The organism is Nocardiopsis sp. MG754419 (assembly GCF_018207095.1).
In the GTDB taxonomy this organism is placed as follows: domain Bacteria; phylum Actinomycetota; class Actinomycetes; order Streptosporangiales; family Streptosporangiaceae; genus Nocardiopsis.
This window is the reverse complement of the sequence record NZ_QOCZ01000044.1, coordinates 1-21,834: the sequence shown is the minus strand read 5'-3', so window position 1 is coordinate 21,834 and position 21,834 is coordinate 1. Positions and strand designations below refer to the sequence as shown.

Sequence of the window (21,834 nt, the reverse complement as noted above, 5' to 3'; positions counted from 1 at the left end):
CCGGGGAGCGCTCAGCCACCACGCAGTTCGCGCTTGAGGATCTTGCCCGAGGCGGTGCGGGGCAGTGCGGCCACCACCCGCACCGCCTTGGGCACCTTGAACGGCGCCAGCCGGGCGCTCACGTGCTCCACCAGCACCTTGGGCAACGCCTCCACGTCGACGCCCGGCGCGGGCACGACGTAGGCCGTCACCGCCTCGATCCATTCGGCGTCCGGCACCCCCACGGCCTCCGCCTGGGCCACCTGGTCGTGCGCGAACAGCACGTCCTCGATCTCACGCGAGGCCGCCAGCGCCCCGCCGGTGTCGATCACGTCCTTGATCCGGTCCACGACCTCGATGTCGCCCTCGGCGTCGGCGCGCACCGGGTCGCCCGAGTGGAACCAGCCCTCCCTGAACGCCTCCGCGGTCTCCTCGGGCTTGTCCCAGTAGCCCAGGCACAGTTGCGGCGACCGGTAGATCACCTCACCCGCTTCGCCGGGGGCGACGTCCCGTCCCTGGTCGTCGACCACGCGCAGCTCCACGAACAGCACCGACCGCCCCGCCGAGGCGGGTCGATCCGCGTGCTCCTCGGGCCGCGGCCCGGGTCACGGCGTCGTCGAGTTCGGCGTAGGTCCAGGTGCGACTCTCGAAGACCAGGGCCGGGCGGTCCGGAACCCGCGACGCGCCGCGTCGGAGAAGATCGTCCACGCGGCTGGAGGTGGTCGAAACGGTCATGGAGCCTGCCCTTTCCGATGTCGCGGCCCGCGGTCGGAGCCGTCGGCGACGGACCCCCTCCTGTGGCCGCCGGCGCCCGCCCGGTGAGGGGTGACGCCGCGGTCGGGCGGGTCCGGGTCGGCGCGAAGCCGGAGCGCCCAGGGATCACACCGGTGGCAGGACGGCCTCCGCACGCGCGCCGATCCACATCTCGTCCCCGCAAAAACGGCCCACCGGGTAACTCTTCAGGGCGCAGTGGTAGTACTCGTGCCAGGCGTCGTGCAACACCACGATGGTCGACGGGCCCAAGAGCTCGGCGACCGTGAGCAGGCACCTCCGGCGCATCCGCCCGTCGACGAACACCACGTCGTAGGGCTCACGCCCGACCGGGTAGTCCACGTAGGCGTCCAGATCCACGTCACGATCGGCACGATGCTCGGCGGGCCGCAGGCGTGTCCGGTTCCAGCACACCCCGGTGATCCGGCTCGGTCCGCCGGCTCCGGGAACGGTCAGGACGGCGTCGTCGTCGGGATAGCGCACCTCCGATCCGGGGCGGTCTCTGAGCGCGGGCAGCACCTGCTCGTCGAAGAAGGTCCGGTCGTACTCCAGGGCCGTCCAGTCGTGGGTCAGACCCCGTTCCCGGAGCAGGCGGGTGAACTCCAGGGTGCTCTGCCCCGACCCCCACTCCAACACCCGTACGTGTCCCTGCCCTCGTGCGGCGAACTCCAGCACGGCCAGCAGGAGTTCACCGTCGCCCCGACTCATCCAGGCGTAGGGGCTCCGTGCCTCACGCCAGGCCCCGGGGCGTAGTCCGCTCGCGTCCATGCACCTCTCCTCGTCACCCTGATCTCGGTCTCGTACCGGCGAACCGATCCGCCTTTCCACCGGGGGTGTCGGTCACTTCCGGTCGTGGTGTGCGGCCTCGCGCCACGGGCGGGTGCGCCCATCGCGCCCTTCAGCGATCGACCCGCGGGGATGCCGCGGTCCTCCGTTCGAGATGGTCCTGGATGAGGAACGCCGCACGTTCCGCGCCACCGGCGGAGCGGAGGAGGGAGCGCATCGCGGCCACCCGTTCCCGGACCCCCGGATCGGTCGCCAGGTGATCGACCGTGGCCCGCACCAGGGCGGCGGTGACCCGCTCGGGCGGCAGCCTGGCACCGAGGCCGAGTTCGGCGACCCTGCGCGCCACAGCGTCCTGTTCGGGGGTCTGCGGAACCGCCAGGACCGGCACGCCCGCGGCGAGGGCCTCCATGGTCGACCCCATGCCCGCGTGGCCGATCGCGACGCGGGCGTGGGCGAGCACCGAGGGTTGCGGGACGTGGGCGTGGACCTCCACGTTGGGGGCCGCCGGCCCCAGATCGTCGGGCGCCACGTGCCCGCCCACCGCCAACACCGTGTGCCAGGCGGTGCCGCGCATCGCCTCGACACAGGCCCGGTAGAACACGGGACGCCGGTTGTACAGGGTGCCCAGCGCCACCAGGAGCACCGGCCCCGCGTCCGAGGGCGGACGCCACACGGCACGGCTGCGACTCGGGGACAGGCAGGGTCCGACGAAGGCGAACGCGTCGGGGTCGAAGGCCTCGGACTCAGGGTGGAACGCGCGGGGCTGCAGGACCAGGGACAGGCGTTCCCACGGGGCCCTCAGGGCGGCGGCCCGGTGACGGGGCAGACCATGGTCGGTGGCCAGGCGCAGCAGTGCCGGATCGGGCTCGGGCGGCGGGAGCAGGGCCAGATCCGGGTAGCGCTGAGCGAGGATCGGCGCGAGGCTGAAGTCGGGTGCCGTCGCCACGCCGGTGAACACCTGGACGGCCGGCACGCCCCAGAGCGCGGCGAGCGTCCGCGCGGCGGGTCCCACCGCGGTGTCGTAGACCACCGCTCTCGGGGGCGGCGCTCCCCTCCGCCGCAGCACGGTACGGGCCTGCGCCACCGCTTCCTCGGCCAACATCCGTCTGAGCACCATGGCGTCCGCCGTGGTGCGCGGAACCGGGAGGGCGGCGGGGACCGACCAGGTGGTGGGATAGATCAGCGGTCGGACGCCGCTCGCGCGCACGGAGTCGGCGAACTCGTCCGAGACCAGGAACTCGACCGGCAGGCCGCGAGCCACGAGGCTCTCGGCCAACGCCGAGGTGGGGATCATGTGACCGTGGGCCGGTATGCCCGCGAACAGCACCGGGCTCTCCGACACCGGTCATCCCTCCTGGGGCGCGCGGGGCGCGACCCCCGCGGTCGTGGTCCGGTGCAGGACGCGGGACAGTCCCGGCGGCAGGTCACTGGCGCGGTGCAGCACGCGGGCGTTGTCCCACACCACGACGTCGCCCGGGTTCCAGTGGTGCCGATGGACGAATCTCTCCTGGGTCGCGTACGCGTGCAGCTCGGCGACGCCGACCGTGACCGGAACCCGGTCGGGGCGGTGCAGCGCGGCCATGCAGAGTTCGTTGAGGTAGAGCGCCGGGGTGCCCGACTCGGGGTGGGCCCGCACCAGGGGATGGACGGTCGGAGGGTACTTACGGGCGTACCCCTGCTCCAGGGGGGTGTCGTGGACGCGGGAGCGGGTCCTGGCGATGGTGTCGTAGGAGTGCACCGCCTCGGCCCCGGTGAGCATCGAACGCCACTCCTCGTCCAGTTCACGGTGGGCCGCCGTCATGTCGGCGAACAGGGTGTCCCCGCCCTGGTCCGGGACGACGTCCGCTCGCAGGACGGTGAACCGTGTCGGCTCGGGCAGGAAGGACCGGTCGGAGTGCCAGTGCGTGTTGCCCACCACGGGGGTGGTCCCCGCGTTCTTGATGACCAAGATGTCGGTGCTGTCCGGGTGGTGGTTGCGCAGGTCCGTGACGACCTCCGGAGGGCCGAGCAGGCGGGTCAGCGCCACCTGCTCGCGCGGCGCCAACTCCATTCCGCGCATAATGACCACCGAATGGGCGAGCAACGCTTTCTTCACCACGTCACCGTCGCGATCCGCCAGGATTTCACGGTTCCGGCCCGTCACCTCGGCGACGAATCCAGACCTGATCTCCTTGATTTCCAACGCACAGCCTCCTTGATTCACGACGACCGGGCCACCTTATAAGAGGGGCGAAAGAAATCATGAGTCACCGGACGGACACAAAAGTATCACCGGAACCAGGGGGCCACCCGGCAGCGGGAACGGAACGAAGAGCCACTCCGGAACAACGAGAAACACGCTGCTCACTACCCTCTTCAGCGATAACGGTCCACACCACTGACACCCAGGGGTCACATCAGCACCACCGGCCTCACCATTCCCTGCCCCCGTGCCCGGATCCCGTGACCGCGCCGGGAGAACTCCGCAGACAAAGGCACGCTCAAGAAACACACGGGGACGAAACATAAAGCGAACGTGAGACACGACACGATCACCACGGGAAAGACGCCGGAAACACGGAAAACCCGTTCTTCGCGCGTTTTCCCGATCGGATCAGAAGGAAATCCCGGGGACCTGGTCACGCCGGGTCGGATGTACTGGCTTCGGACACGCACCACCATTTTCCGAGCGAGCGCGTCGACACCACGCCGTGCCCGGTGTGGTGTCGGGAGCCTCGGCCGGACACGGGTGGGAGCGCGGCCGGACCAGCCGCGCCACCGAACCCGAGACGGGCCCCGGCACGTCCGGGTTCCGGGGCCCGACCGCCCTTCGATGGGCCCACTCCCCCGCCGCGGGACCGCGCCATGCGGGAAGCGAGGTACAGGGTGGGTCGCCCCCGACGCACCCGCGCGGGCGTGACCACCACCCCCGACGCGCACCGGCGGCGCCCCGGCATCGCCGGGGCAGGCGACGGGGCTCCCCGATCCGTGGGCCGGTCAGGTCATCCGGTAACCGAGCCGCTCCGCGTGGTCCCGGATGCGGCTGCCCGTCTCCAGCGCCGCGAACCGGAGGGCGACCTCCTCGTCTCCGGGCAGCGCGCGGGGCACCCGGCCGATGTCGCCGGGGCGGTGGATCCGCTGCTGGAGGACCGAGCGGTCCAGGGAACCCGCGGCGAGGCCCACGTGAGCCTCCAGCCGGTCCAGCACGTCGGCCCGGCCGGTGATCAACTCCTCGTAGGACAGGCGCAGCAACCACGGGGGGTCATCGCCCGACGTGTGGAACGAATCGACCACGTCGAGCCAGTTGCCCATCGCCTCGGCGGTGCGGTCCGGGGTCCACTTGGGAATCTGTTCCTCCCAGGACAGGAGGGACCGGAGCGCGTGGAGAGGATGGCGGACCATGTGGACGACGCGTGCCCGGGGATACAGGTCCACGAACCACTCCGCGAAGGAGCGGCCCAGCAGAACCTCCTTGAAACCCCAGCGGGCACCGGGCCCCCGGTGGGGGACGTCGGCGAACGCGGTGTCGAACCACGCGCGCGCGGCCGAGCGGTAGACCTCCCTGGAGGGCAGGACCACGGCGATGAAGCCGGGTGGACCCTCGCGTTCGATCTCCGCCGCGCCCTGGTCGGAGCGGTAGTCGCTGAGCCCCCGCATCGCGAGGTCGGCCTCCTGGAACCCGCGGACCCCGGGTCCGGGCTCGCCCCAGACCCACAGGTCGGGCCCGGAGGACACGAGTCGTTGGAGGAGGGTGCTCCCCGATCTCTGACCGGAGCAGAGGAGCAGAACGGGACCGGAATCGGAGGAATTCGCCGCCGGGGTGGCTTGGGGGGCGTCTTGCGGGGTTCGGGCGCACATGCCCCTGCTTCTGCCCGTTCCCGTCCCCTGCGACACGCCGCCGCACGGCCGAAGGGCGTGGCGCCGCGGGCACGTCGTGGGTCGGGACGGTGCGCCATCGTGACCGCGGCAGGACCCTCGGCCGGGGTTTCGGTCCCACCGTGGCGACCGGGGGCTCGGGCGGTCGACGCGGGCCGGGAAGGTTCCCGATCGCCCCTCCCCGGCCCACCTCCCTCAGGGTCGGCACGGGTCGGGGACCCTGGACGCGCGACGCGGCACGCGCCCCGCTCCCACCCGGTGCGACCTCGTCCCGGACCGGTGTCCGAAGGTACCGACCTCAGTCCCGCGGAGGCGGTGTGGGGCCCGGGCCCGGTGCGTCGTCGCCCCCCGCACGACCACCTTCGCCGGCCTCAGCGCCGTGCGTTCCAGGGTCGTCCGGCTCCGGGGCGGGTTCCGCGCTCGCCCGGGCCGACGGGAGCAGATGGTGCTCCTCGACCTCGTAGCGCCGAATGTAGGTGCCGAGGAACGCCTGGAGGCTCGCGCCCATCGGGAGTGCGAGCAACGCCCCGGGCGCGCCCAGGATCGCGACGCCCGCCAGGACCGAGCCGAAGGCCACCGCCGGATGCATGTCCAGTGTCTTGGCGGTGATGCGCGGCTGGAGCAGGTAGTTCTCGAACTGCTGGTAGACGATGACGAACAGCAGCACCCACACCGCGGGCCCGATGCCCACCAGCAGGGCCACGAGCACGGGGACCGCACCACCGATGTAGGTACCGACCGTCGGGATGAACTGCGACAGCACACCCACCCACAGCGCCAACGCGAACGCGAAGGGGATGTCGAGCACGATGAACATCGCGTAGTGCGCGCCCGCGCAGACGATGGCCAGCAGTGCCCGCGAGTAGAGGTAGCCGCCGGTCTTCTCGATCGCGATCTCCCAGGCCCGGAGCGTCTCGCGCTGCGTACGGGGAGGCAGGACCGAACAGATCACGCGCCGGAAGCGCGGCCCGTCCGCGCACAGGTAGAAGGTGAAGAGCGCGATCGCCAGACCGTTGAAGAGCAGGACCATGACGGTCGTTCCGGCGCCCCAGACGTTGTCGGCGATCCGGGACGCGTACTGTTCGACCACCCCACTGGCGCTGGAGACCTCGTTGAGCAGGGTCGTGGGCGAGTACGAGGTGTCGAACGTGCTGTTGAACCACCGCAACGCGGCGCGGATCATCGACGGGACCTCGGCGGCGAACGCCAGGACCTGGCCGAGCAGCATGGAGCCGAGCAGGCTGAAGAAGGCCACGGCCAGACCCATGACCAGGAGCATGACGGCTCCGGTGGCGGGACCGCGCGGCCAGCGGTGCCGGTGGAGCCAGTTGACCGCCGGTTCCAGGGCGAGCGCGAGGAAGAGCGAGATCAGCAGCAGCATGATGAGGTTCTGCAACCGGACGAACAGCCACAGCGCCACACCGAACGTCGTGATGATCCACATCGCCAGCAACATGGCGCGTGGGAGCCACTGCGGCATGCCGCCTCCGCGGTCGGGGCGCGGGGCGCGGGGAGACGTGGTGCTCGTGTGCAAGCCGTTCTTCCTTCTGTGCTCGGCTCCGGACGGAGCCCTCGTGACCTCGGAGGTCGCCTTCACGGACGATAGCGGCCCGCCGGAAGTGCCCGGTCCGTCATCCGAAAGGGGACGGCCGTTCCCCGCCTCCCGGGCGGCCCGGACCATGGACCCGGCGCGCTCCCGTCGATGCGCCGTTCTTCCACGTCCCGGGCGGCTCTTGCGGTGAAGGATCCCGTCGTCATACGTTTTGCCTGGTTCAGCGGGTTCGACGGAGTGGGTGGGACATGAGGATCCTTGTGGTGGGCGCCGGAGCGGTCGGCGGATACTTCGGCGCGCGGCTGGTACAGGCCGGCCGGGACGTCGATTTCCTGGTCCGACCGGCGCGGGCCGCGCTGCTGCGGGAGCACGGGCTGGTTCTGCGCACCATCGCGGGCGAGACCGAGCGGATCCCCGTGCGCGCCGTGACCGTCTCCGAACTCGCCCCCGAGTACGACGTGGTGCTCCTGGCGGTGAAGTCCTACGGACTGGAGGGGGCCGTGGACGACCTCGCCGGTGCCGTGGGGCCGCGGACGGTCGTGGTGCCCTTCCTCAACGGTATGCGCCACCTGGGCGTGCTCACCGACCGCTTCGGCGAGGAACGCGTCTACGGCGGCGTGAGCATGGTGATGACCCGGTTGGGCGCGTCCGGGGAGATCGTCGAGGTCGGCCGCATGGGCGAGCTGATCTACGGCCCGCTCGGCGACGCCCCGGTGGTGGAGCCCGACCTGGTGCACAAGGCACTGGACGGGGCGGGGTTCACCGCCCGCACGGCACAGGACATCCGCCAGGAGATGTGGGACAAGTGGGTGTTCCTGGCCAGTCTGGGCGCCGTCACCTGTCTCATGCGCGCCCCCATCGGGCGGGTCAACCGGGCGCCGGGCGGCCCGGAGTTCAGCGCGGGGATGTTCGCCGAGGCCATGGCGGTGGCCACGGCCTCGGGGTTCCCCCCGAGTGAGCGCATCCGCACCCTCGCGGACCGGATCATCAACGACACCGAACGCGACACGTCCACGTCCATGTACTGGGACCTGACCCACGACAACCCGGTGGAGGGCGAGCACATCGTCGGTGACCTGGTGGCGCGGGGTCGTGCGCTGGGGGTGCCCACGCCGCTCTTCTCGCTGGCGCACACCCACCTGAGCGTGTACTCGGCCGGGCGCGAGGCCTGACCCCCCGAGGTCGCGGCGCCCGAGAAGGGCGCCGCGACCCTGAGGGGAGACGTCCGCGCCGGGCGAGGGCGGAGGCGGGAGTCGACTCCACCGAGGACGGCACGAACTCCCTGGTCGCAGGGGTGCTCAACGATGAACCGGTGCCACGACCAGGATCGGAACGACCGTAGCAGGAACGGAAATCGTTACCAGTGGCTTTCCGCGGAAGATGACCTGCGTCACCCCTTGAGCGCCCCCGCCATCAGTCCGCGCATGAAGTAGCGCCCCAGCACGAGGTAGACGATCAGGGTCGGCAGGGACGCCAGGACCGCGGCCGCCATCTGCTGGTTGTAGGGCACCACCATCGACCCGGCCACGTTGTTCAGTTGCACCGTCACCGGCCAACTGTTGGGACCGGTGAGGAACACCGCGAACAGGAAGTCGTTCCAGGCCGAGGTGAACTGCCAGATCAGCGTCACCGCGAAGGCCGGGGCCGACACCGGCAGCACGACCGAGGCGTAGGTGCGCAGCATGCCGGCACCGTCCACCCGGGCCGCCTCGATGAGCGTCGGAGGGATGCTCGCGTAGTAGTTGCGGAAGATGAGTGTGCAGATCGGGATCCCGTAGACGGTGTGCGCCAAGATCAGCGGGAACAGCCCGCCCATGAGCCCCGCGGACACCAACATCTGCTGGAGCGGGATCATCACCGCCTGGTAGGGGATGAACATCCCGAACAGGAACAGCGTGAACACCGTGTCCGCGCCGGGGAACCGCCAGCGCGCCATGACGAAGCCGTTCATGGAGCCCAGGACCGCGGAGATCACGGCACTGGGCACCGCCACGAGGATGCTGTTGCGCATCCCCGGGGCCAGGGCGGTCCAGGCCGTCTCCCACCCCTCCAGGCTCCACACCTGGGGAGGGGACCAGGCACGGGCCGCCGTGGCCTCCGCGAAGGGTTTGAACCCGGTCACGAACAGCACGTACATCGGCAGCAGGAACAGGATCGCCAGGGCGAACAGGACGGTGAACTTGACCGCCTGCCCACGCGGGGTGGTACCGGCGGCCCGACCACCGGGTGCGATCACCCGTTCGGGTGCGCTCTGGCTCATCGGCCCTCACTCCGTTCCTTGCGCACGGTCCACACCAGGTAGGGAATGACGAACAGCGCCACCGCGAACAACAGGTAGGAAGCGATCGTCGCGCCCTTGGCCGGGTCGCGCACCTCGAAGACCATCGCCCACATGTACACGGCGGGCACGTCGGCGACGATCTGTTGTCCGGCGATCGCGATGATGAGGTCGAAGACCTTCAACGACATGTGGCCCAGGATGATCACCGCGCTGAGCAGGACCGGCCGCAACTGCGGCATGACCACGTGGCGGTACACGCCCCACTCCGAGCAGCCGTCGACACGGGCCGCCTCGCGCAGGTCCTCGGGGACCCCGCGGAAACCGGCCAGGAACAGCGCCATGATGTACCCGGCCAACTGCCAGATCGCCGGCAGCGCCATGGCCGCCATACCGAAGTCCGGCGCGGTCCACCAGTCGTTGACCAGGAAGTCCAGGTTGAAGTGGACGAACAGCGCGTTGAGTCCGGTGGCGCGTTCCGCGGGCGCCGGGTTCATCAGCCAGCGCCACACGACACCGGTGGCGATGAAGGAGACCGCCATCGGTGCCAGGAACAGGGTCCGGAAGACGGGCTCACCGCGGATGCCCTTGTCCAGCAGCAGCCCCAGGAGCCAACCCAGGAACAGTGCTCCGCCGACGAAGACCACGGTGAACACCACGGCGTTGGCGACGGCCGCGGGCCAGCGGGCCTCCTGCCACAGGGCCACGAAGTTGACGAACCCGACGAACTCGCCCTCCTGGACGGGTGCGTGCTTGTCGCTCAGCGCCAATCGGGTGTTCCACCCGATCATGCCGTAGACGAAGACCCCGATCAGCAGGATCGACGGGGAGACCAACAGGAGGCCCGGCAGCCAGGTGCGGGCGCGGTGCAGCGCCCGACGGCCTCGGGGAGGCCGTGCGGGCGCGGACGTGGGTCCGGGGTCGCCGTGTGCGACCCCGGACGGGTTCTGCGCGGTGCTCATTCGGACTGTGCGGCCTGGTGGAGCGCGTCGTTGAACGCCTCGGCGTCACCGTCACCGAGGTACAGGCCGACGGCGGTGTCCACGTCGTTCTTCCACCGGTTGCCGACGGTCACGCCATGCCAGAACGAACCCGCGAGTTCGGGTTCGGACTGCCACTCCTCGAGCGCGGACTCCAGGTAGGGGTTGTCGGCGTACCGCTCGGGGTCGGCGTCCTCACGCGCGGGGATGGAACCCTTGAGCGGGTTGAACAGGTCCTGGCCCTCCTGGCTCGCGACCAGTTCCAGCCAGGTGAGAGCCGCTTCCTCGTTGGGCGCCCCGGCCGGCAGGGTGAAACTGTCCGACAGCCACATGTAGGTGCCGTCGGTCCCCGGGGAGGCCGCCCAGTCGTAGTCCTGGCCGGGGAGCGCTCCCACTTCCTCGAAGTAGCCGGCGGCCCAGTCCCCCATGATGTTGAAGGCGGCCTCGCCGTCGGAGACCCGTCGCGCGGCCTCCTGCCAGTCCTCGGCGGCCGACTCCTCCTGGGTGTGCTCCATGATCTGTTCGAACGTGGACAGGGCGTCGGCGACCTCGGAGGTGTTCCAGTCCGCGCCCGGCTCCCACAGGGAGTTGTAGGTGTCGCCGCCCAGCGACCCCAGCAGTACCGACTCCAGCAGGTGGGAGACGGTCCACTGGGCGCCCACCGCCATGGGGATGGCGTCGGTCTCCTCGGCGACCGCCTCCAGGGCGTCGAGGAGCTCGTCCAGGGTCTCGGGCGGGGCGTCCACCCCGGCCTCCTCCAACAACGTCGGGTTGAACCACATGACGTTGGAGCGGTGGATGTTCACCGGGACGGAGTAGACGGAGCCGTCATAGGTGATCTGCTCGACGAGCTGGTCCGGCAGGGCGTCCTGGAGCCCCTGCTCGTCGAAGAAGTCGTCCATCGGGGCCAGGTAACCGGCCTCGATGTAGTCCTGGAGCTCGGCCCCGGCGTGCCCCTGGAAGGAGTCCGGCGGGTCCTGGCTCTGCAACCGCCCCTCCAGGACCGCCTGGGCGTTGGTGCCGGAACCGCCGGCCACCGCCGCGTTGACGAACTCGATGTCGGGGTTGTCCTCCTCGAACCGTTCGATGAGGGCGTTCAGGCCGGCCTCCTCACCACCACCGGTCCACCAGGAGAAGACCTCGACCTGGTCGCCGTCACCACCTCCGTCGCCGCACCCCGAAGCCATGAGCACCAGCCCGAGTGCCCCCGCCGCGACCGACCAACGCCGTGCACGCATGAGTTGTCCTCCTAGAACGACGGACCCGTCTCACGACCGCACCCCGTCGCTCGTGTCCCAGATCACATGAGTTGACTGCCGTGCCATCTTTCGCACCGAATGCGACTTGGTCAAGTCGCGGCCGCATCCGAATCCGGGGCGTGATCTGAGGCCGTTCACGCCCCCGGTCGGGGCGGTGCGGTGCGATGTTCCAGGTCGCCCCGGATGCGACGGAACACGTCACCGGGCAATCTCTCCACCGAAAAGTCAAAAAACGCCGCTTAATGGCGGAAAGCACACTTTTTGGCTGTCCAAATACCCCGCACTTCGGACACGCGGGAAAGGGCGCAACGAAGCGTCAGAGCAGGACACGCCGACGCCGAACCCCCGATCTGATCAACACCGAGCCCCGCGATGACCTGTGTTCTCCCCCGCATCGGCCCCTCGACGTCGCCGACCGGGACGCCTCCCGGGGCACGAACCTTGGCACAATCACGGCATGTCCGCCATCGACAGAACCGCCATCGGGCGACTGGCCGCCCTCCCCCTGGCCACCGTGCTGCTGACCTCGTGCGGCGCCGAGGGAGGGGCCGTGGGCGCCGTCGCGACCGGCCACTTCTCCGCCCGCCACCACTTCCCCGTCCTCAGGATCGCCTGGTGCGGGGAGAGCCCCCCGGCGCGGATCGACGTGGTCTCGGACGAGCACCACTGGCGTCTGACCGCGAAGACCGACTTCCCCGGCGACGAGGTGGAGGTGGACCTCTCCGCCCCGGGCGAGGACTGGGACATCACCGACGGGTCGGGCGCGGCCGCCTATCGGGTCGTGCCCGGATCACCGAGCACCGAGTACACCCTCGGAGTGACCTCGGTGGCGGGGGTGGAGAACGAGGACGAGGCCGGAGAGGAGTACGACATCGCCTCGCTCCGTTTCGACACCGAGACCCTGGCGGCGGAGGACGGTCTCTACATGGGCACGCACCGAAGCGACGAGGGAACGGTCGTGCGGGCCGACGACTTCCCACCGGAATGCTGATCGCCCGCGGAACGGCCCGGACCGCAGGGGCCGCACTCCTCGGCCACCGCGAAGGAAAACAACACACGCCTCAGGCGTCCCGGCGATCACACGATTCGGGACCAAGGTCGTGACCATCGAACGAATATCGGCATCGGCACCGATAGGAACGATCGAGTCGGTACATAATGGCCCCATGCTCGACGCGGGTAAGAGGACCCGAATCGTCCTGGGCGCGACCCTGACGGGGGTGCTGACGTCCGGTCCGTTCCTCATGGGCAGGGAGGCGGTGACCCCCGGGGCCGAACCCGCGGTGTGGGCCGCCGCGGTCGCGGCGGCGGCCTACACCTCCTGGTCCGTCGTGGCCCACCGCAGGGAGACCCGAGCGGGGGCCGCCGCCGGCACCGGAGCCGGTCGGTCCCCCGACCGGAGTCGGGCCCCGAACCCCGAGCACGGAGTCCACCCCGACCTCACGACCGTGGACGAGGGGACGCCGTACGCCCACCACCCGGGTCCCGCGCCGACCCGTCCGCTGCGCGTCGGCTTCACCTCACCGGACGGATCGGCGCCCGACGGCGATCTCGACGACGTGGACGCGGTGTTCCTGGACCTGCCGCACCCACGGCTCCTCGTCCTGGGCGAGCCCGGCGCCGGCAAGTCGTACCTGGCCGCGACCCTGGCCCGACGGTTCACCGAGAGCGCTCCCGAACGGCGGGCGCTGATCCTGCCCCTGGACACCTGGAACCCCGAGGCCAACGGGGACGTGGCCCTGCACGCGGCCCGCACCGTGGGCCGGGGGCTCGTCCCGGAGACCGGCTCTCCCTCGGACCTGTCCACGGTGCGGGAACTGCGCACGCTCATCCACGGGGGGCGGGTGCTGGTCGTGCTGGACGGCCTGGACGAGGTCCGGCCCGCCTGGCGCCCCTCCGCCCTGGCCGCGATCGAGCGGTTATGCACCGGCGACACACCCCTGGTCGTCACCTGCCGTACGCGGGACCTCGCGGAGTGGGAACGGCTGGCGCCCCGGGCCCTGCCCGACTGCGCGCGGATCGCACTGGACCCGGTCGCGCCCGGCGACGCCCTCGACTACCTCACCGACGCCGCGCCCCCCGATCCCCGGTGGGACGCGGTCGTGGAACAGCTCGAACACCGCCGTCGGGGACCCCTGGCACACGCCCTGCGCTCGCCCCTGACCCTGGACCTGGCCCGGATCGTCCACCGACGCCCGCAGACCCGTCCGGCGGACATGGTGGAGGTCGCCGCGCGGTCCTCGCTCCTGGGCCACCTGGTCGACCAGCGGATCCGTGGTGAGGACGCGACGGTGGACCCGGAGCACGCGCGGATCTGGTCGGCGCACCTGGCCTACCATCTCTACTCCACGGGACGGCGGCGTTTCCACTGGTGGCGCATGCACGTGGGCCTGCTCCCCCGGTGGTTCACCCACGGCCTTCTCCCCGTCCTGGTCGCGGCGCCGCTCGCCGCGCTCACCTCCCCCGTCCTCGGCACCGGAACGGTCGCCGCCTCCCCCGAGTCCCCCGTGGCGCTGGCCGCCCTCCTCCTGTTGGGTTCCCTGGGCGTGTTCGCGCCCCTGTGGCGCAACACCGACCTGTCCACCGAGGGGCACCCCCGGGACAACACCCGAGGCATGGAGTGGGACCGCCCGGCGCACGCGTGGTCGGCCCTGGTGTACGGCTCCCTCGTCGGCGTCGCCGTGACCGGCGGGGTGATGGGTCTGCTGACGGGCGCCCTGTTCGGCGTCCTGCTCGGGTTCGTCCAGGGGTGGCTGAACCGCCCGCGCTCGGGTCCCCGTGTCGAGGTCGGGCCCGCGGACACCCTGGTCGCCGCGGCCCGCCTCGGGTTCGTCGCCGGTGTCTGGGGGGCGCTGTTCTTCGGCGTCGCCTCCTGGGCGATCCCCCGGATGGACGGGGCGCTCTCGGCGGCCGGGGCGGCCTTCCTCGTGTGCGCGCTCACCGCGGCCCATCCCTTCGGGGTGTGGCCCTGGGCGCGTTTTCGCGTCGCCCACCTGGTGCTGGCCGTGCGGGGGCGTCTGCCCTGGCGCCTGGGCGCGTTCGTGGACCACCTGCGCGGCACCGGTACGGTGCGCGGACACGGGCCGTCCTGGCGGTTCCACCACGTCCTGATCCGCGACCAGCAGGCCGACGACGTCGAGATCGCCCGGCTCACGGCGCAGGTCCGGAGTCTGTACGGAGCCGCGGGTCAGGGCGGCGACCCCCAGGGACGACGCCTGGACGAGAGCGTGCAACTGCACAACCTGGTGGAGCTCCACGCCGAACGCGGTGACGTGGAGGCGTTGCGCGGACTCGTGCGGGACCGGCGCAGTGCCACCGCGGAGATCCGGCTCGCCGACGTCCTCGCCGACCGCGGCGACCACGACGGGTTGCGCGCGTTGGCGCTGGAGGGCGGACACCCGGCGCGGATCCGGTGGGCCGACGTGCTCGTCGAGCACGGGGAACTCGACCAGTTGCGCCTGTTGGCGGCCACGGGCGACCATGCCGTGGCCGCGCGGCTGACCGACGCCCTGGCCGCGCGCGGCGCCACCGGCGAGCTGGCCGCGATGGCCGACCACGGGGGGTGGGAGGCCACCGCCGCCCAGGTGGCGCGGCTGCCGACCCTGCACTACGTGCCCGACGGCACGGTGTGGACCGCCGCGCAGGCCCTGGAACGGCTGGGCACCTCGGCTTTGGCCGACACACCCCGCAGGCACGCCGCGCACCACCTCGCAGCGTTGTTGGCCGAACGCGGCGACCTGGAGGAGCTGTCCGCGCGCTCCGACGCGGGCGACTGGTGGAGCGCCGACCGGTTGGCGTCCCTGCTCGCGGAGAAGGGCGACTTGTCGGCCCTGGCGGAGCGCGCGGAGCGGGGCGACTGGTGGTCGGCGCAGCGCCTCGCCCCGGCGCTCCTCGCCCGCGGCGACCTGGCCGAGGCCGCCCGCCTCCTGGAGACCTACCGGCTCGAAGGACACTGCTGGGCCTTCCTGGGCCAGGCCGACCTGTACGCCCGGGACGGCGACACCGAGGAGGCCCTGCGCGTCCTGGAGGAGATCAGGGACCGGGACCGGGACAAGGTCGGCAGCCATCTGTGGAGCATCGACGCCAAGATCATCGACCTGTACCTGGAGGACGGTCGGCTCGAGGCGGCCCTTCCGGAGCTGCGACGCCAGGCCGACCGGGGACGCGAATGGGCCGGGCGCCGGTTGGCCGTCGTGCTGCGCGACCTCGGCCATTGGGCGGAGCTGGAGCGGCGTGCGCGTCTGGGGGACGCCGGGGCGGCGTTGACCCTGGCGGACGCCCAGGTCGCCGACGGTCGACCGGAGCGGGCGGTGCGGACCCTGGAGCTGGGCTTCGGTCCACGGCCGGAGGAGATCGGCGAGGCACTGGCCGACGCCTACGCCCGGTCGGGTCGGGTGCGCGCGCTGCGGAGATCGGCCCGCAGGGACCCGCGGGCCCGTCGGAGGCTGGCCCGGTTTCTGGCCGAGCGCGGACGCCACGACGAGGCCCTGGATCTGCTCCGCGCTCCGCGGCGTTCGGGGGCCGCGCGGGACACGGACACGACCCGGCTGCTGCTCGAACTCCACCGGTCGCGCACCGATGCGCGGGCCACCGGCTGAGCCCGGAGGGGGCCGCCCGGGCCTCGGCGGGGCGACCCCGAGGGTCGGACGGATCAGGCGCGGGAGCGCAGGGTGGTCGCGAGCGGTGTGGTCGGGCGGCCGATGAGCCCGGACAGGATGCCCGGCTCGCCGTGGAGTTCGCCCTCGCGGATGCCCGCGTCCAGCCCCACGAGGAAGTCCGCCGTGCCCTCGTCCAGACCGGCCCGGAGGAGCACCTCACGGTGCTCCCGGGGGCCGAGGTCCTGGTAGGGCACCGTGCGGCCCAGGACCTCACCGATGGCAGCGGCCAGGTCGGCGTAGGTCCAGGACCGGTCCCCGACCAACTCGTACACGGCGCCGACGTGCGCGGAGGGGTCGAGCAGGACCACGGCCGCGGCCTCGGCCAGGTCGGCGCGGGCCGCGCCGGCGACCCGCCCCTCACCCGCGCTGCCCACGACGGCACCGTGCTCGCGGGCGTGGTCGATCCGATCGAGGTACACCTCGTTGTAGAAGCCGTTGCGCAGCAGCGTGTGGGGCAGTCCGGAGGCGGTGATGATCTCCTCGGTCGCCTTGTGTTCGGGGGCCAGGGGCAGGGTGCTCACGTCGGCCCGGAGCAGGCTGGTGTAGACGAGGTGGCCGACGCCGACCTCCTTCGCGGCCTCGACGGCGTTGCGGTGCTGTGCGACACGGCCACCGACCTCGTTCCCGGAGACCAAAAGCACGGTGTCGGCTCCGGCGAAGGCGGCGCGCAGGGCGGCGGGGTCGTCGAAGTCGGCGGGTGTGACGGTGACGCCGCGCTCGACCAGGTCGGTCGCCTTGGCGGTGTCACGGCCGGTCGCGGTGATGCTGTGCGCCGGCAGGCCCCGCGCGAGCAGGGAGGAGACGACGAGGCGGCCCAGGTGGCCGGTGGCGCCGGTGACGACGACGGACATGGTGTTCCCCTTGCTTGTGGCTCTGTGGTGGACGGTGTGCCCTGTGCACCGACAACCGCGACGGCCGAAGCGACATTCCAGGAGTTGGGTACCCACCTTTTGGTAAGTTGTTCCCATGAGTGATTCCCGCGCGGGAGAGCGCCGCGAGCTGCCCCGGATCGGGGGACGCATCATGTCCGCCGACTGCCCCTCTCGCGCCCTGATGGGCCACATCACGAGCAAGTGGGGCGTGCTGGCCCTGGTCGCCCTCTCCGAGGGTCCGCGCCGATGGAGCGAACTCCGACACGGCATCGGCGGCATCAGCGAGAAGATGCTGGCCCAGACACTGCGCACCCTGGAGGGCGACGGCCTCGTGTACCGCGACTCGCGCCCGGTCGTCCCGCCGTACGTGGAGTACGGACTGACCGACGCCGGCGCGGAGGTGACGGCGCTGCTCCTGCCCCTCCTGGACTGGGCCGAGAACCACGCCGTCGGCGACGGGGACTGAGCCCTCCCCTCTCGCCCGACGCGCGATCCACCGAGGGAAGCCCGCGGATCTCCGATCGGACCAGGGCGGCCGACCTCCGACTTCTCCCATTGACGGAACCACCCCGTGATCAGTTGGATACGGAGAGTCGCCCCGAGGTCACCTCCGGGCGCGGACCGATCACGACGGAGGAGCCCCGCACACCGATGAACGCGCCCATCCACAGCGTCTCCGAGGGCCGCCCTGCCCGCGGCCGTGCGCGCATGCCGCACATCTACGTCATCCTCCTGGCGGTCGTCGCCCTGGCGGCCGGCGCGACCTACCTGGTACCGGCGGGCGCCTACGACCTGGTCCCGGGCCCGCAGGGACGGGAGGTCGTGGACCCCGACTCCTTCCACCTGGTCGAGCGCGCGCCGCTCGGGCCCGTCGCACTGATGACCGCGATTCCGCGAGGGTTGGTGGACGCCGCCGAGGTGGTGGTCTTCACCCTGCTCATCGGTGGCGTCTTCATGGTGCTCAGGGCCACGGGCATCATCGATCTGGGGGTGGGGCGCCTGGCCCGGCTCCTGGCCCGCCGCGGACTCCTGGTCGTTCCGCTGCTGATGATCCCGTTCGCGACGATCGCGACGCTCATCGGCACTCCGGAACTGAGCCTGGTCTACATCCCGGTGATCCTGCCGTTGCTGCTACGGCTGGGCTTCGACTCCGTGACCGCCGCGGCGGTGGCGCTGTGCTCCACCGCGGCCGGGTTCACCGCCGGGGTGACCAACCCGGTGACCGTGGGTCTGGCCCAGGAGATCGCGGACGTGCCGCTGTACTCCGGTCTCGGCCTGAGAACCGTACTGTTCGTGTGCGTGGTGGCCGCGGCGGTGCTGTTCGTGACCCTCCACGCGGCCAGGGTGCGTCGCGACCCGGAGCGCAGTCCGGTCCGGGCCGAGGACGAGTCCAGGCGCGCTGAACTGGCCGATCTCGACGACGGACCGCCCGAGGCCACACCGCGCCGGAAGGCGGGGATCCTGGTGCTGGCCGGTTTCGTCGCGCTGTTGCTCTACGGGGTCCTGGCCCTCGGCTGGTTCCTGCTGGAGCTGTCCGGGCTGTTCCTGGTGATGGGCGTGACCGTGGGGCTCGTGGCGGGGTTGGGCGCCACGCGGATCTGCGACGCCCTCACCGACGGCATGCGCGACGTCCTCCTGGGGGCGATGGTGGTGGGGGTGGCCCGTGCCGTGGCCGTGGTGCTGGAGGACGGTCGGATCCTGGACACCATCGTCCACGGACTGGCGTCGGCCGCCCAGGGGGTCCCGCCCGTACTGGCGCCGCTGGGGATGCTGCTCGTGCAGGCCACGTTCAACTTCGTGGTCCCCTCGGGCAGCGGGCAGGCGGTCATCATGATGCCGATCATGGCGCCGCTCGCCGACATCCTCGGGACGACACGACAGACCGCGGTGCTCGCCTTTCAGATCGGCGACGGTTTCGCCAACGTGCTCTACCCGACCTCGGGTTACTTCATGGCCTGTCTGGCACTGGCCCGCGTGCCCTGGATCACGTGGGTGCGGTTCGTGTGGCCGTTGATGCTCACCTGGCTGGGCATCGGCGCCACGGCGCTGTCGGTGGCCCATGCGACCGGGTGGGGACCGGTCTGAACACCGGTGGAGGACCGTGCCCTCGCGCCCCGACGCGCGCGCCGACGGTCCCCCGGCCGCGTTCCGGGACCAACGGCACCACAGCGATGGGGACGCAGGGCACACCGGGGCGGGGCCCTCTGTCATGCCGTGCGGCATCTTCGATGAGGCGGACAAAAATCCACAAAACCCCTCTACACTTGTCCCGCCCCACCAGCCCCTCACGTAGGTCAGGACAAGCGTGACCACCTGCCCCCATGCCCGGTTGTTCTCACCCGAATACCACGCCGACCCGCACACGACCCACCGACACCTGGCCGACGAACACGGCGGTGTCCACCCCGCGGAGATCGTCCCCGGGGTCCACGCCTGGATCGTCACCGACTACGCCACCATCACGGCCTGGTGCCGCGACCCCTACACCTTCCGCCGCGACTCCCGGCTCTGGTCGGACTGGAAGGAGGGCCGCATCCCCGACGACTCCCCCGTCGCGGCGATGATGGCCCACCGCCCCAATCTGCTGTACGCCGACGGCGAGGAGCACACCCGGCTCAAACGGGCCGTCGTGGACTCCCTGGGTCGTGTCCCCGAGAGCCGGGTCGGCGACGTCACCCGACGGCACGCCGACGCGCTCATCGACGCCTTCGTCGAACGGGGCGACGCCGACCTGGTCGCCGAGTACACCCGACTCCTGCCCCTGATGGTGCTGTCGGACCTGTTCGGGTTCTCCCGGGACATCGCCGAGCGGGTGCTCACCTCGATCAGCGAACTGTGGGACGGGGTCGACGTCCTGCGGGCCAACCAGGAGTACGAGCGGGCCCTGTCCGACGCCATCTCCGCCAAGCACGCGACCCCCGGCGAGGACGTCACCACGTGGCTGCTCCACCACCGGGCGGGTCTGAGCGACGAGGAGATGCTCCACCAGATGGTGGTGACCTTCGGCGCCGGCGCCGAACCCACCGCCAACCTCATCGCCTCCACGGTCCACACCCTGCTCACCGACCCCGACGCGGGCAGCGCGCTCAACGGCACCCGGGTCGGGGTGGCCGAGCTCGTGGACCAGGTGCTGTGGCGCGAACCGCCGATCACCAACTATCCGGTGCTGTACCCGACCACGGACGTGCCCATCGAACACGGCCGTGTGATCAAGGCCGGCGAGCCGGTACTGCTCGGCTACGCCGCCGCCCACCACGCCATGGTCGGTGCCGCCGAGGACATCGAGCAGCACAACCGCGCCCACCTGTCCTTCGGTGTGGGACCGCACCGCTGCCCCGCACGGGGCTTCGGTCAGGCCATCGCCGAGGTGGCCGTCCAGAGTCTGATCCGGCGTCTGCCGCGTCTTCGGGCGAGCGAGCCCACCCCGCAATGGCGGGTCTCGCCGTTCGCCCGAGCCCTGTCCACCCTGCCCGTCACCTTCACCCCCGGTCTTTCGAAGGGAACCCCCTCATGGCAGCACAGCGACCCGTCCTCCTCCCCCAGGACCTCCACCGACAGTCCGCCCGCCTCCGCGAGCACGGAGCCGTCGTCGAGGTGGAGATCACTGGTGGCGTGGTTGTTCGGGCGGTGACCGACCACGCGGTCCTGACCGAGGCGCTCGCCCACCCCGGGGTGCGCAAGGAGCTGCGGCACTGGCGGGCCTGGAACGACGGCGAGATCCCCATGGACTGGCCGCTGGTGTCCTGGGTGGCCCCGGACAACATGCTCACCGCGGACGGCGACCGGCACCGCCGCCTGCGCACACTGGTCTCGCAGGCGTTCACCCCCCGCCGGGTGGAGGCCCTGCGCCCCCGGGTCCGGGAGATCACCGCGGAGCTGTTGGCGGGGATCGCCGCGGCCGAGGGGACGACCGTGGACCTCAAGGCGGAGCTGGCGCTGCCGCTGCCCATCACCGTCATCTCCGAACTGTTCGGGGTGTCCCCCGAACACCGCGGTGAGCTGCATCGGATGATGCACACGGTCTTCGACGCGAGCACCACCCCCGAACAGGCGGCCCGCATCCACGGAGAGATGCAGACGTTCCTGTCCGATCTGGCCGCGGCCAAGGCCGAGGACCCCGGGGACGACCTCACCAGTGCCCTCCTTGCGGCGCGCGCCGAGGGCGAGGAACGGCTCAGCCAGACCGAGCTGGTGTGGACGCTCATCCTCATGATCGGCGCGGGTTACGAGACGACGATGAACCTCATCGGCAACGCCGTCCACGCCCTGCTCACCCACCCCGACCAGTTGGCGCTGATCCGCGACGGTCGGGCCTCGTGGGCGGACGCCGTGGAGGAGACCCTGCGCTGGGACGCGAGCATCCAGTACCTGCCGCTGCGCTACACGGCCGAGGAGGTCACCCTGGGCGGCACGACCATCCCGGCCGGGGAGGCGCTGCTCATGGGCTTCGGCCCGGCCGGGCGCGACCCGGGGCAGCACGGGGCGGACGCCGAGGAGTTCGACCTGACCCGCGAGCAGCGCGGACACCTGGCCTTCTCGCACGGTCCGCACTTCTGCCTGGGCGCCGGCCTCGCGCGTTTGGAGGGGACGACCGCCCTGGAGATGCTGTTCGAGCGGTTCCCGGACCTGACCCTGGCGGGCGAGCCCACGCGCGAACCGTCGCTCGTCTCCAGCGGCTGGTCGACGCTGCCGGTCCGCACCTCCTGAGACCACGGCGGTGGTCCGCGACGTCCCCTCCTCCCCGGGCCCCGGGGAGGAGGGGACGCCCCGACGCCGGTCCACCCGCAGGAACCGCACACGCGCCGAGGCCCGGTGCGCGGGCTCGCGAGCCCGCGCACCGGGCC

16 protein-coding genes and 1 pseudogene are annotated in these 21,834 nt (G+C 71.4%); 7 read left to right on the top strand and 10 right to left on the bottom strand.

All coding sequences use genetic code 11. From position 1 onward, the window contains the following. Positions 1-11: 11 nt before the first annotated feature. The 6 genes and pseudogenes from DSY14_RS11225 to DSY14_RS11200 form a co-directional block, all read right to left on the bottom strand. Positions 12-575, bottom strand: a pseudogene (locus DSY14_RS11225) (AMP-binding protein); the annotation flags it as partial. Between the two features lie 283 nt (positions 576-858). Next, entirely contained in the window at positions 859-1,518 is a 660-nt protein-coding gene (locus DSY14_RS11220) for a hypothetical protein (protein ID WP_211716445.1), read from the bottom strand. Positions 1,519-1,648: 130 nt separating this feature from the next. Then, complete coding sequence (locus DSY14_RS11215; RefSeq protein ID WP_211716444.1) at positions 1,649-2,878, bottom strand: macrolide family glycosyltransferase; 1,230 nt, start codon at positions 2,876-2,878, stop codon at positions 1,649-1,651. Between the two features lie 3 nt (positions 2,879-2,881). Continuing rightward, positions 2,882-3,718, bottom strand: coding sequence for a TauD/TfdA family dioxygenase (locus tag DSY14_RS11210; RefSeq protein WP_211716443.1), 837 nt, complete (start codon positions 3,716-3,718; stop codon positions 2,882-2,884). 794 nt (positions 3,719-4,512) lie between these two features. Next, positions 4,513-5,373 (bottom strand): sulfotransferase, encoded by an 861-nt coding sequence (locus DSY14_RS11205; RefSeq protein WP_211716442.1) that lies wholly within the window; start codon positions 5,371-5,373, stop codon positions 4,513-4,515. A 316-nt stretch (positions 5,374-5,689) separates the two neighbouring features. Beyond that, complete coding sequence (locus tag DSY14_RS11200) at positions 5,690-6,871, bottom strand: AI-2E family transporter (protein ID WP_211716441.1); 1,182 nt, start codon at positions 6,869-6,871, stop codon at positions 5,690-5,692. 320 nt (positions 6,872-7,191) lie between these two features. Between DSY14_RS11200 and DSY14_RS11195 the strand changes: the two genes are divergently transcribed. Next, entirely contained in the window at positions 7,192-8,115 is a 924-nt protein-coding gene (locus DSY14_RS11195; RefSeq protein ID WP_211716440.1) for a ketopantoate reductase family protein, read from the top strand. Between the two features lie 218 nt (positions 8,116-8,333). Here the strand turns inward: DSY14_RS11195 and DSY14_RS11190 are convergent, their stop codons facing one another. From DSY14_RS11190 to DSY14_RS11180, 3 genes are read right to left on the bottom strand one after another with little or no spacing between them, the layout of a single operon-like run. Beyond that, on the bottom strand, positions 8,334-9,203 hold the full coding sequence (locus tag DSY14_RS11190) for a carbohydrate ABC transporter permease (protein WP_211716439.1): 870 nt from the start codon (positions 9,201-9,203) through the stop codon (positions 8,334-8,336). Next, positions 9,200-10,183, bottom strand: a complete 984-nt coding sequence (locus tag DSY14_RS11185; protein ID WP_211716438.1) for a carbohydrate ABC transporter permease — start codon at positions 10,181-10,183, stop codon at positions 9,200-9,202. Before DSY14_RS11185 ends, DSY14_RS11190 begins: the two co-directional genes overlap by 4 nt. Further along, on the bottom strand, positions 10,180-11,439 hold the full coding sequence (locus DSY14_RS11180; protein ID WP_211716437.1) for an ABC transporter substrate-binding protein: 1,260 nt from the start codon (positions 11,437-11,439) through the stop codon (positions 10,180-10,182). The genes DSY14_RS11185 and DSY14_RS11180 overlap by 4 nt, the downstream gene beginning before the upstream one ends. Before the next feature lie 478 nt (positions 11,440-11,917). Here DSY14_RS11180 and DSY14_RS11175 point away from each other — a divergent pair, with 478 nt between their 5' ends. Beyond that, positions 11,918-12,451 (top strand): hypothetical protein, encoded by a 534-nt coding sequence (locus DSY14_RS11175; RefSeq protein ID WP_211716436.1) that lies wholly within the window; start codon positions 11,918-11,920, stop codon positions 12,449-12,451. Between the two features lie 175 nt (positions 12,452-12,626). Further along, positions 12,627-16,058 carry an NACHT domain-containing protein gene (locus DSY14_RS29205; RefSeq protein ID WP_211716435.1) on the top strand — a complete coding sequence of 1,144 codons (3,432 nt, stop codon included), beginning with the start codon at positions 12,627-12,629 and terminating at the stop codon, positions 16,056-16,058. A 53-nt stretch (positions 16,059-16,111) separates the two neighbouring features. Here DSY14_RS29205 and DSY14_RS11165 read toward each other — a convergent pair whose 3' ends face one another. Continuing rightward, positions 16,112-16,969, bottom strand: a complete 858-nt coding sequence (locus tag DSY14_RS11165) for an SDR family oxidoreductase (protein ID WP_211716434.1) — start codon at positions 16,967-16,969, stop codon at positions 16,112-16,114. Between the two features lie 115 nt (positions 16,970-17,084). Here DSY14_RS11165 and DSY14_RS11160 point away from each other — a divergent pair, with 115 nt between their 5' ends. The 4 genes from DSY14_RS11160 (at position 17,085) to DSY14_RS11145 (ending at position 21,697) form a co-directional block, all read left to right on the top strand. Beyond that, positions 17,085-17,456, top strand: coding sequence for a helix-turn-helix domain-containing protein (locus DSY14_RS11160; RefSeq protein ID WP_307851188.1), 372 nt, complete (start codon positions 17,085-17,087; stop codon positions 17,454-17,456). A gap of 185 nt (positions 17,457-17,641) precedes the next feature. Further along, positions 17,642-19,075: a YfcC family protein gene (locus DSY14_RS11155; RefSeq protein WP_211716433.1), complete on the top strand. Its 1,434-nt coding sequence runs from the start codon at positions 17,642-17,644 to the stop codon at positions 19,073-19,075. Positions 19,076-19,319: 244 nt separating this feature from the next. Beyond that, entirely contained in the window at positions 19,320-20,621 is a 1,302-nt protein-coding gene (locus tag DSY14_RS11150; RefSeq protein ID WP_249187693.1) for a cytochrome P450, read from the top strand. Next, positions 20,603-21,697, top strand: a complete 1,095-nt coding sequence (locus DSY14_RS11145; protein ID WP_211716431.1) for a cytochrome P450 — start codon at positions 20,603-20,605, stop codon at positions 21,695-21,697. Before DSY14_RS11150 ends, DSY14_RS11145 begins: the two co-directional genes overlap by 19 nt. The last annotated feature ends 137 nt before the right edge of the window (positions 21,698-21,834 follow it).

What these genes read in the sequence shown, in the direction of transcription:
- DSY14_RS11165 (WP_211716434.1), bottom strand. Translation starts at nt 16,969, where the DNA reads ATGTCCGTCGTCGTCACCGGCGCCACCGGCCACCTGGGCCGCCTCGTC.
- DSY14_RS11185 (WP_211716438.1), bottom strand. Translation starts at nt 10,183, where the DNA reads ATGAGCACCGCGCAGAACCCGTCCGGGGTCGCACACGGCGACCCCGGA.
- DSY14_RS11200 (WP_211716441.1), bottom strand. Translation starts at nt 6,871, where the DNA reads ATGCCGCAGTGGCTCCCACGCGCCATGTTGCTGGCGATGTGGATCATC.
- DSY14_RS11190 (WP_211716439.1), bottom strand. Translation starts at nt 9,203, where the DNA reads ATGAGCCAGAGCGCACCCGAACGGGTGATCGCACCCGGTGGTCGGGCC.
- DSY14_RS11160 (WP_307851188.1), top strand. Translation starts at nt 17,085, where the DNA reads ATGAGTGATTCCCGCGCGGGAGAGCGCCGCGAGCTGCCCCGGATCGGG.
- DSY14_RS11195 (WP_211716440.1), top strand. Translation starts at nt 7,192, where the DNA reads ATGAGGATCCTTGTGGTGGGCGCCGGAGCGGTCGGCGGATACTTCGGC.
- DSY14_RS11155 (WP_211716433.1), top strand. Translation starts at nt 17,642, where the DNA reads ATGAACGCGCCCATCCACAGCGTCTCCGAGGGCCGCCCTGCCCGCGGC.
- DSY14_RS11180 (WP_211716437.1), bottom strand. Translation starts at nt 11,439, where the DNA reads ATGCGTGCACGGCGTTGGTCGGTCGCGGCGGGGGCACTCGGGCTGGTG.
- DSY14_RS11175 (WP_211716436.1), top strand. Translation starts at nt 11,918, where the DNA reads ATGTCCGCCATCGACAGAACCGCCATCGGGCGACTGGCCGCCCTCCCC.
- DSY14_RS11205 (WP_211716442.1), bottom strand. Translation starts at nt 5,373, where the DNA reads ATGTGCGCCCGAACCCCGCAAGACGCCCCCCAAGCCACCCCGGCGGCG.
- DSY14_RS11220 (WP_211716445.1), bottom strand. Translation starts at nt 1,518, where the DNA reads ATGGACGCGAGCGGACTACGCCCCGGGGCCTGGCGTGAGGCACGGAGC.
- DSY14_RS29205 (WP_211716435.1), top strand. Translation starts at nt 12,627, where the DNA reads ATGCTCGACGCGGGTAAGAGGACCCGAATCGTCCTGGGCGCGACCCTG.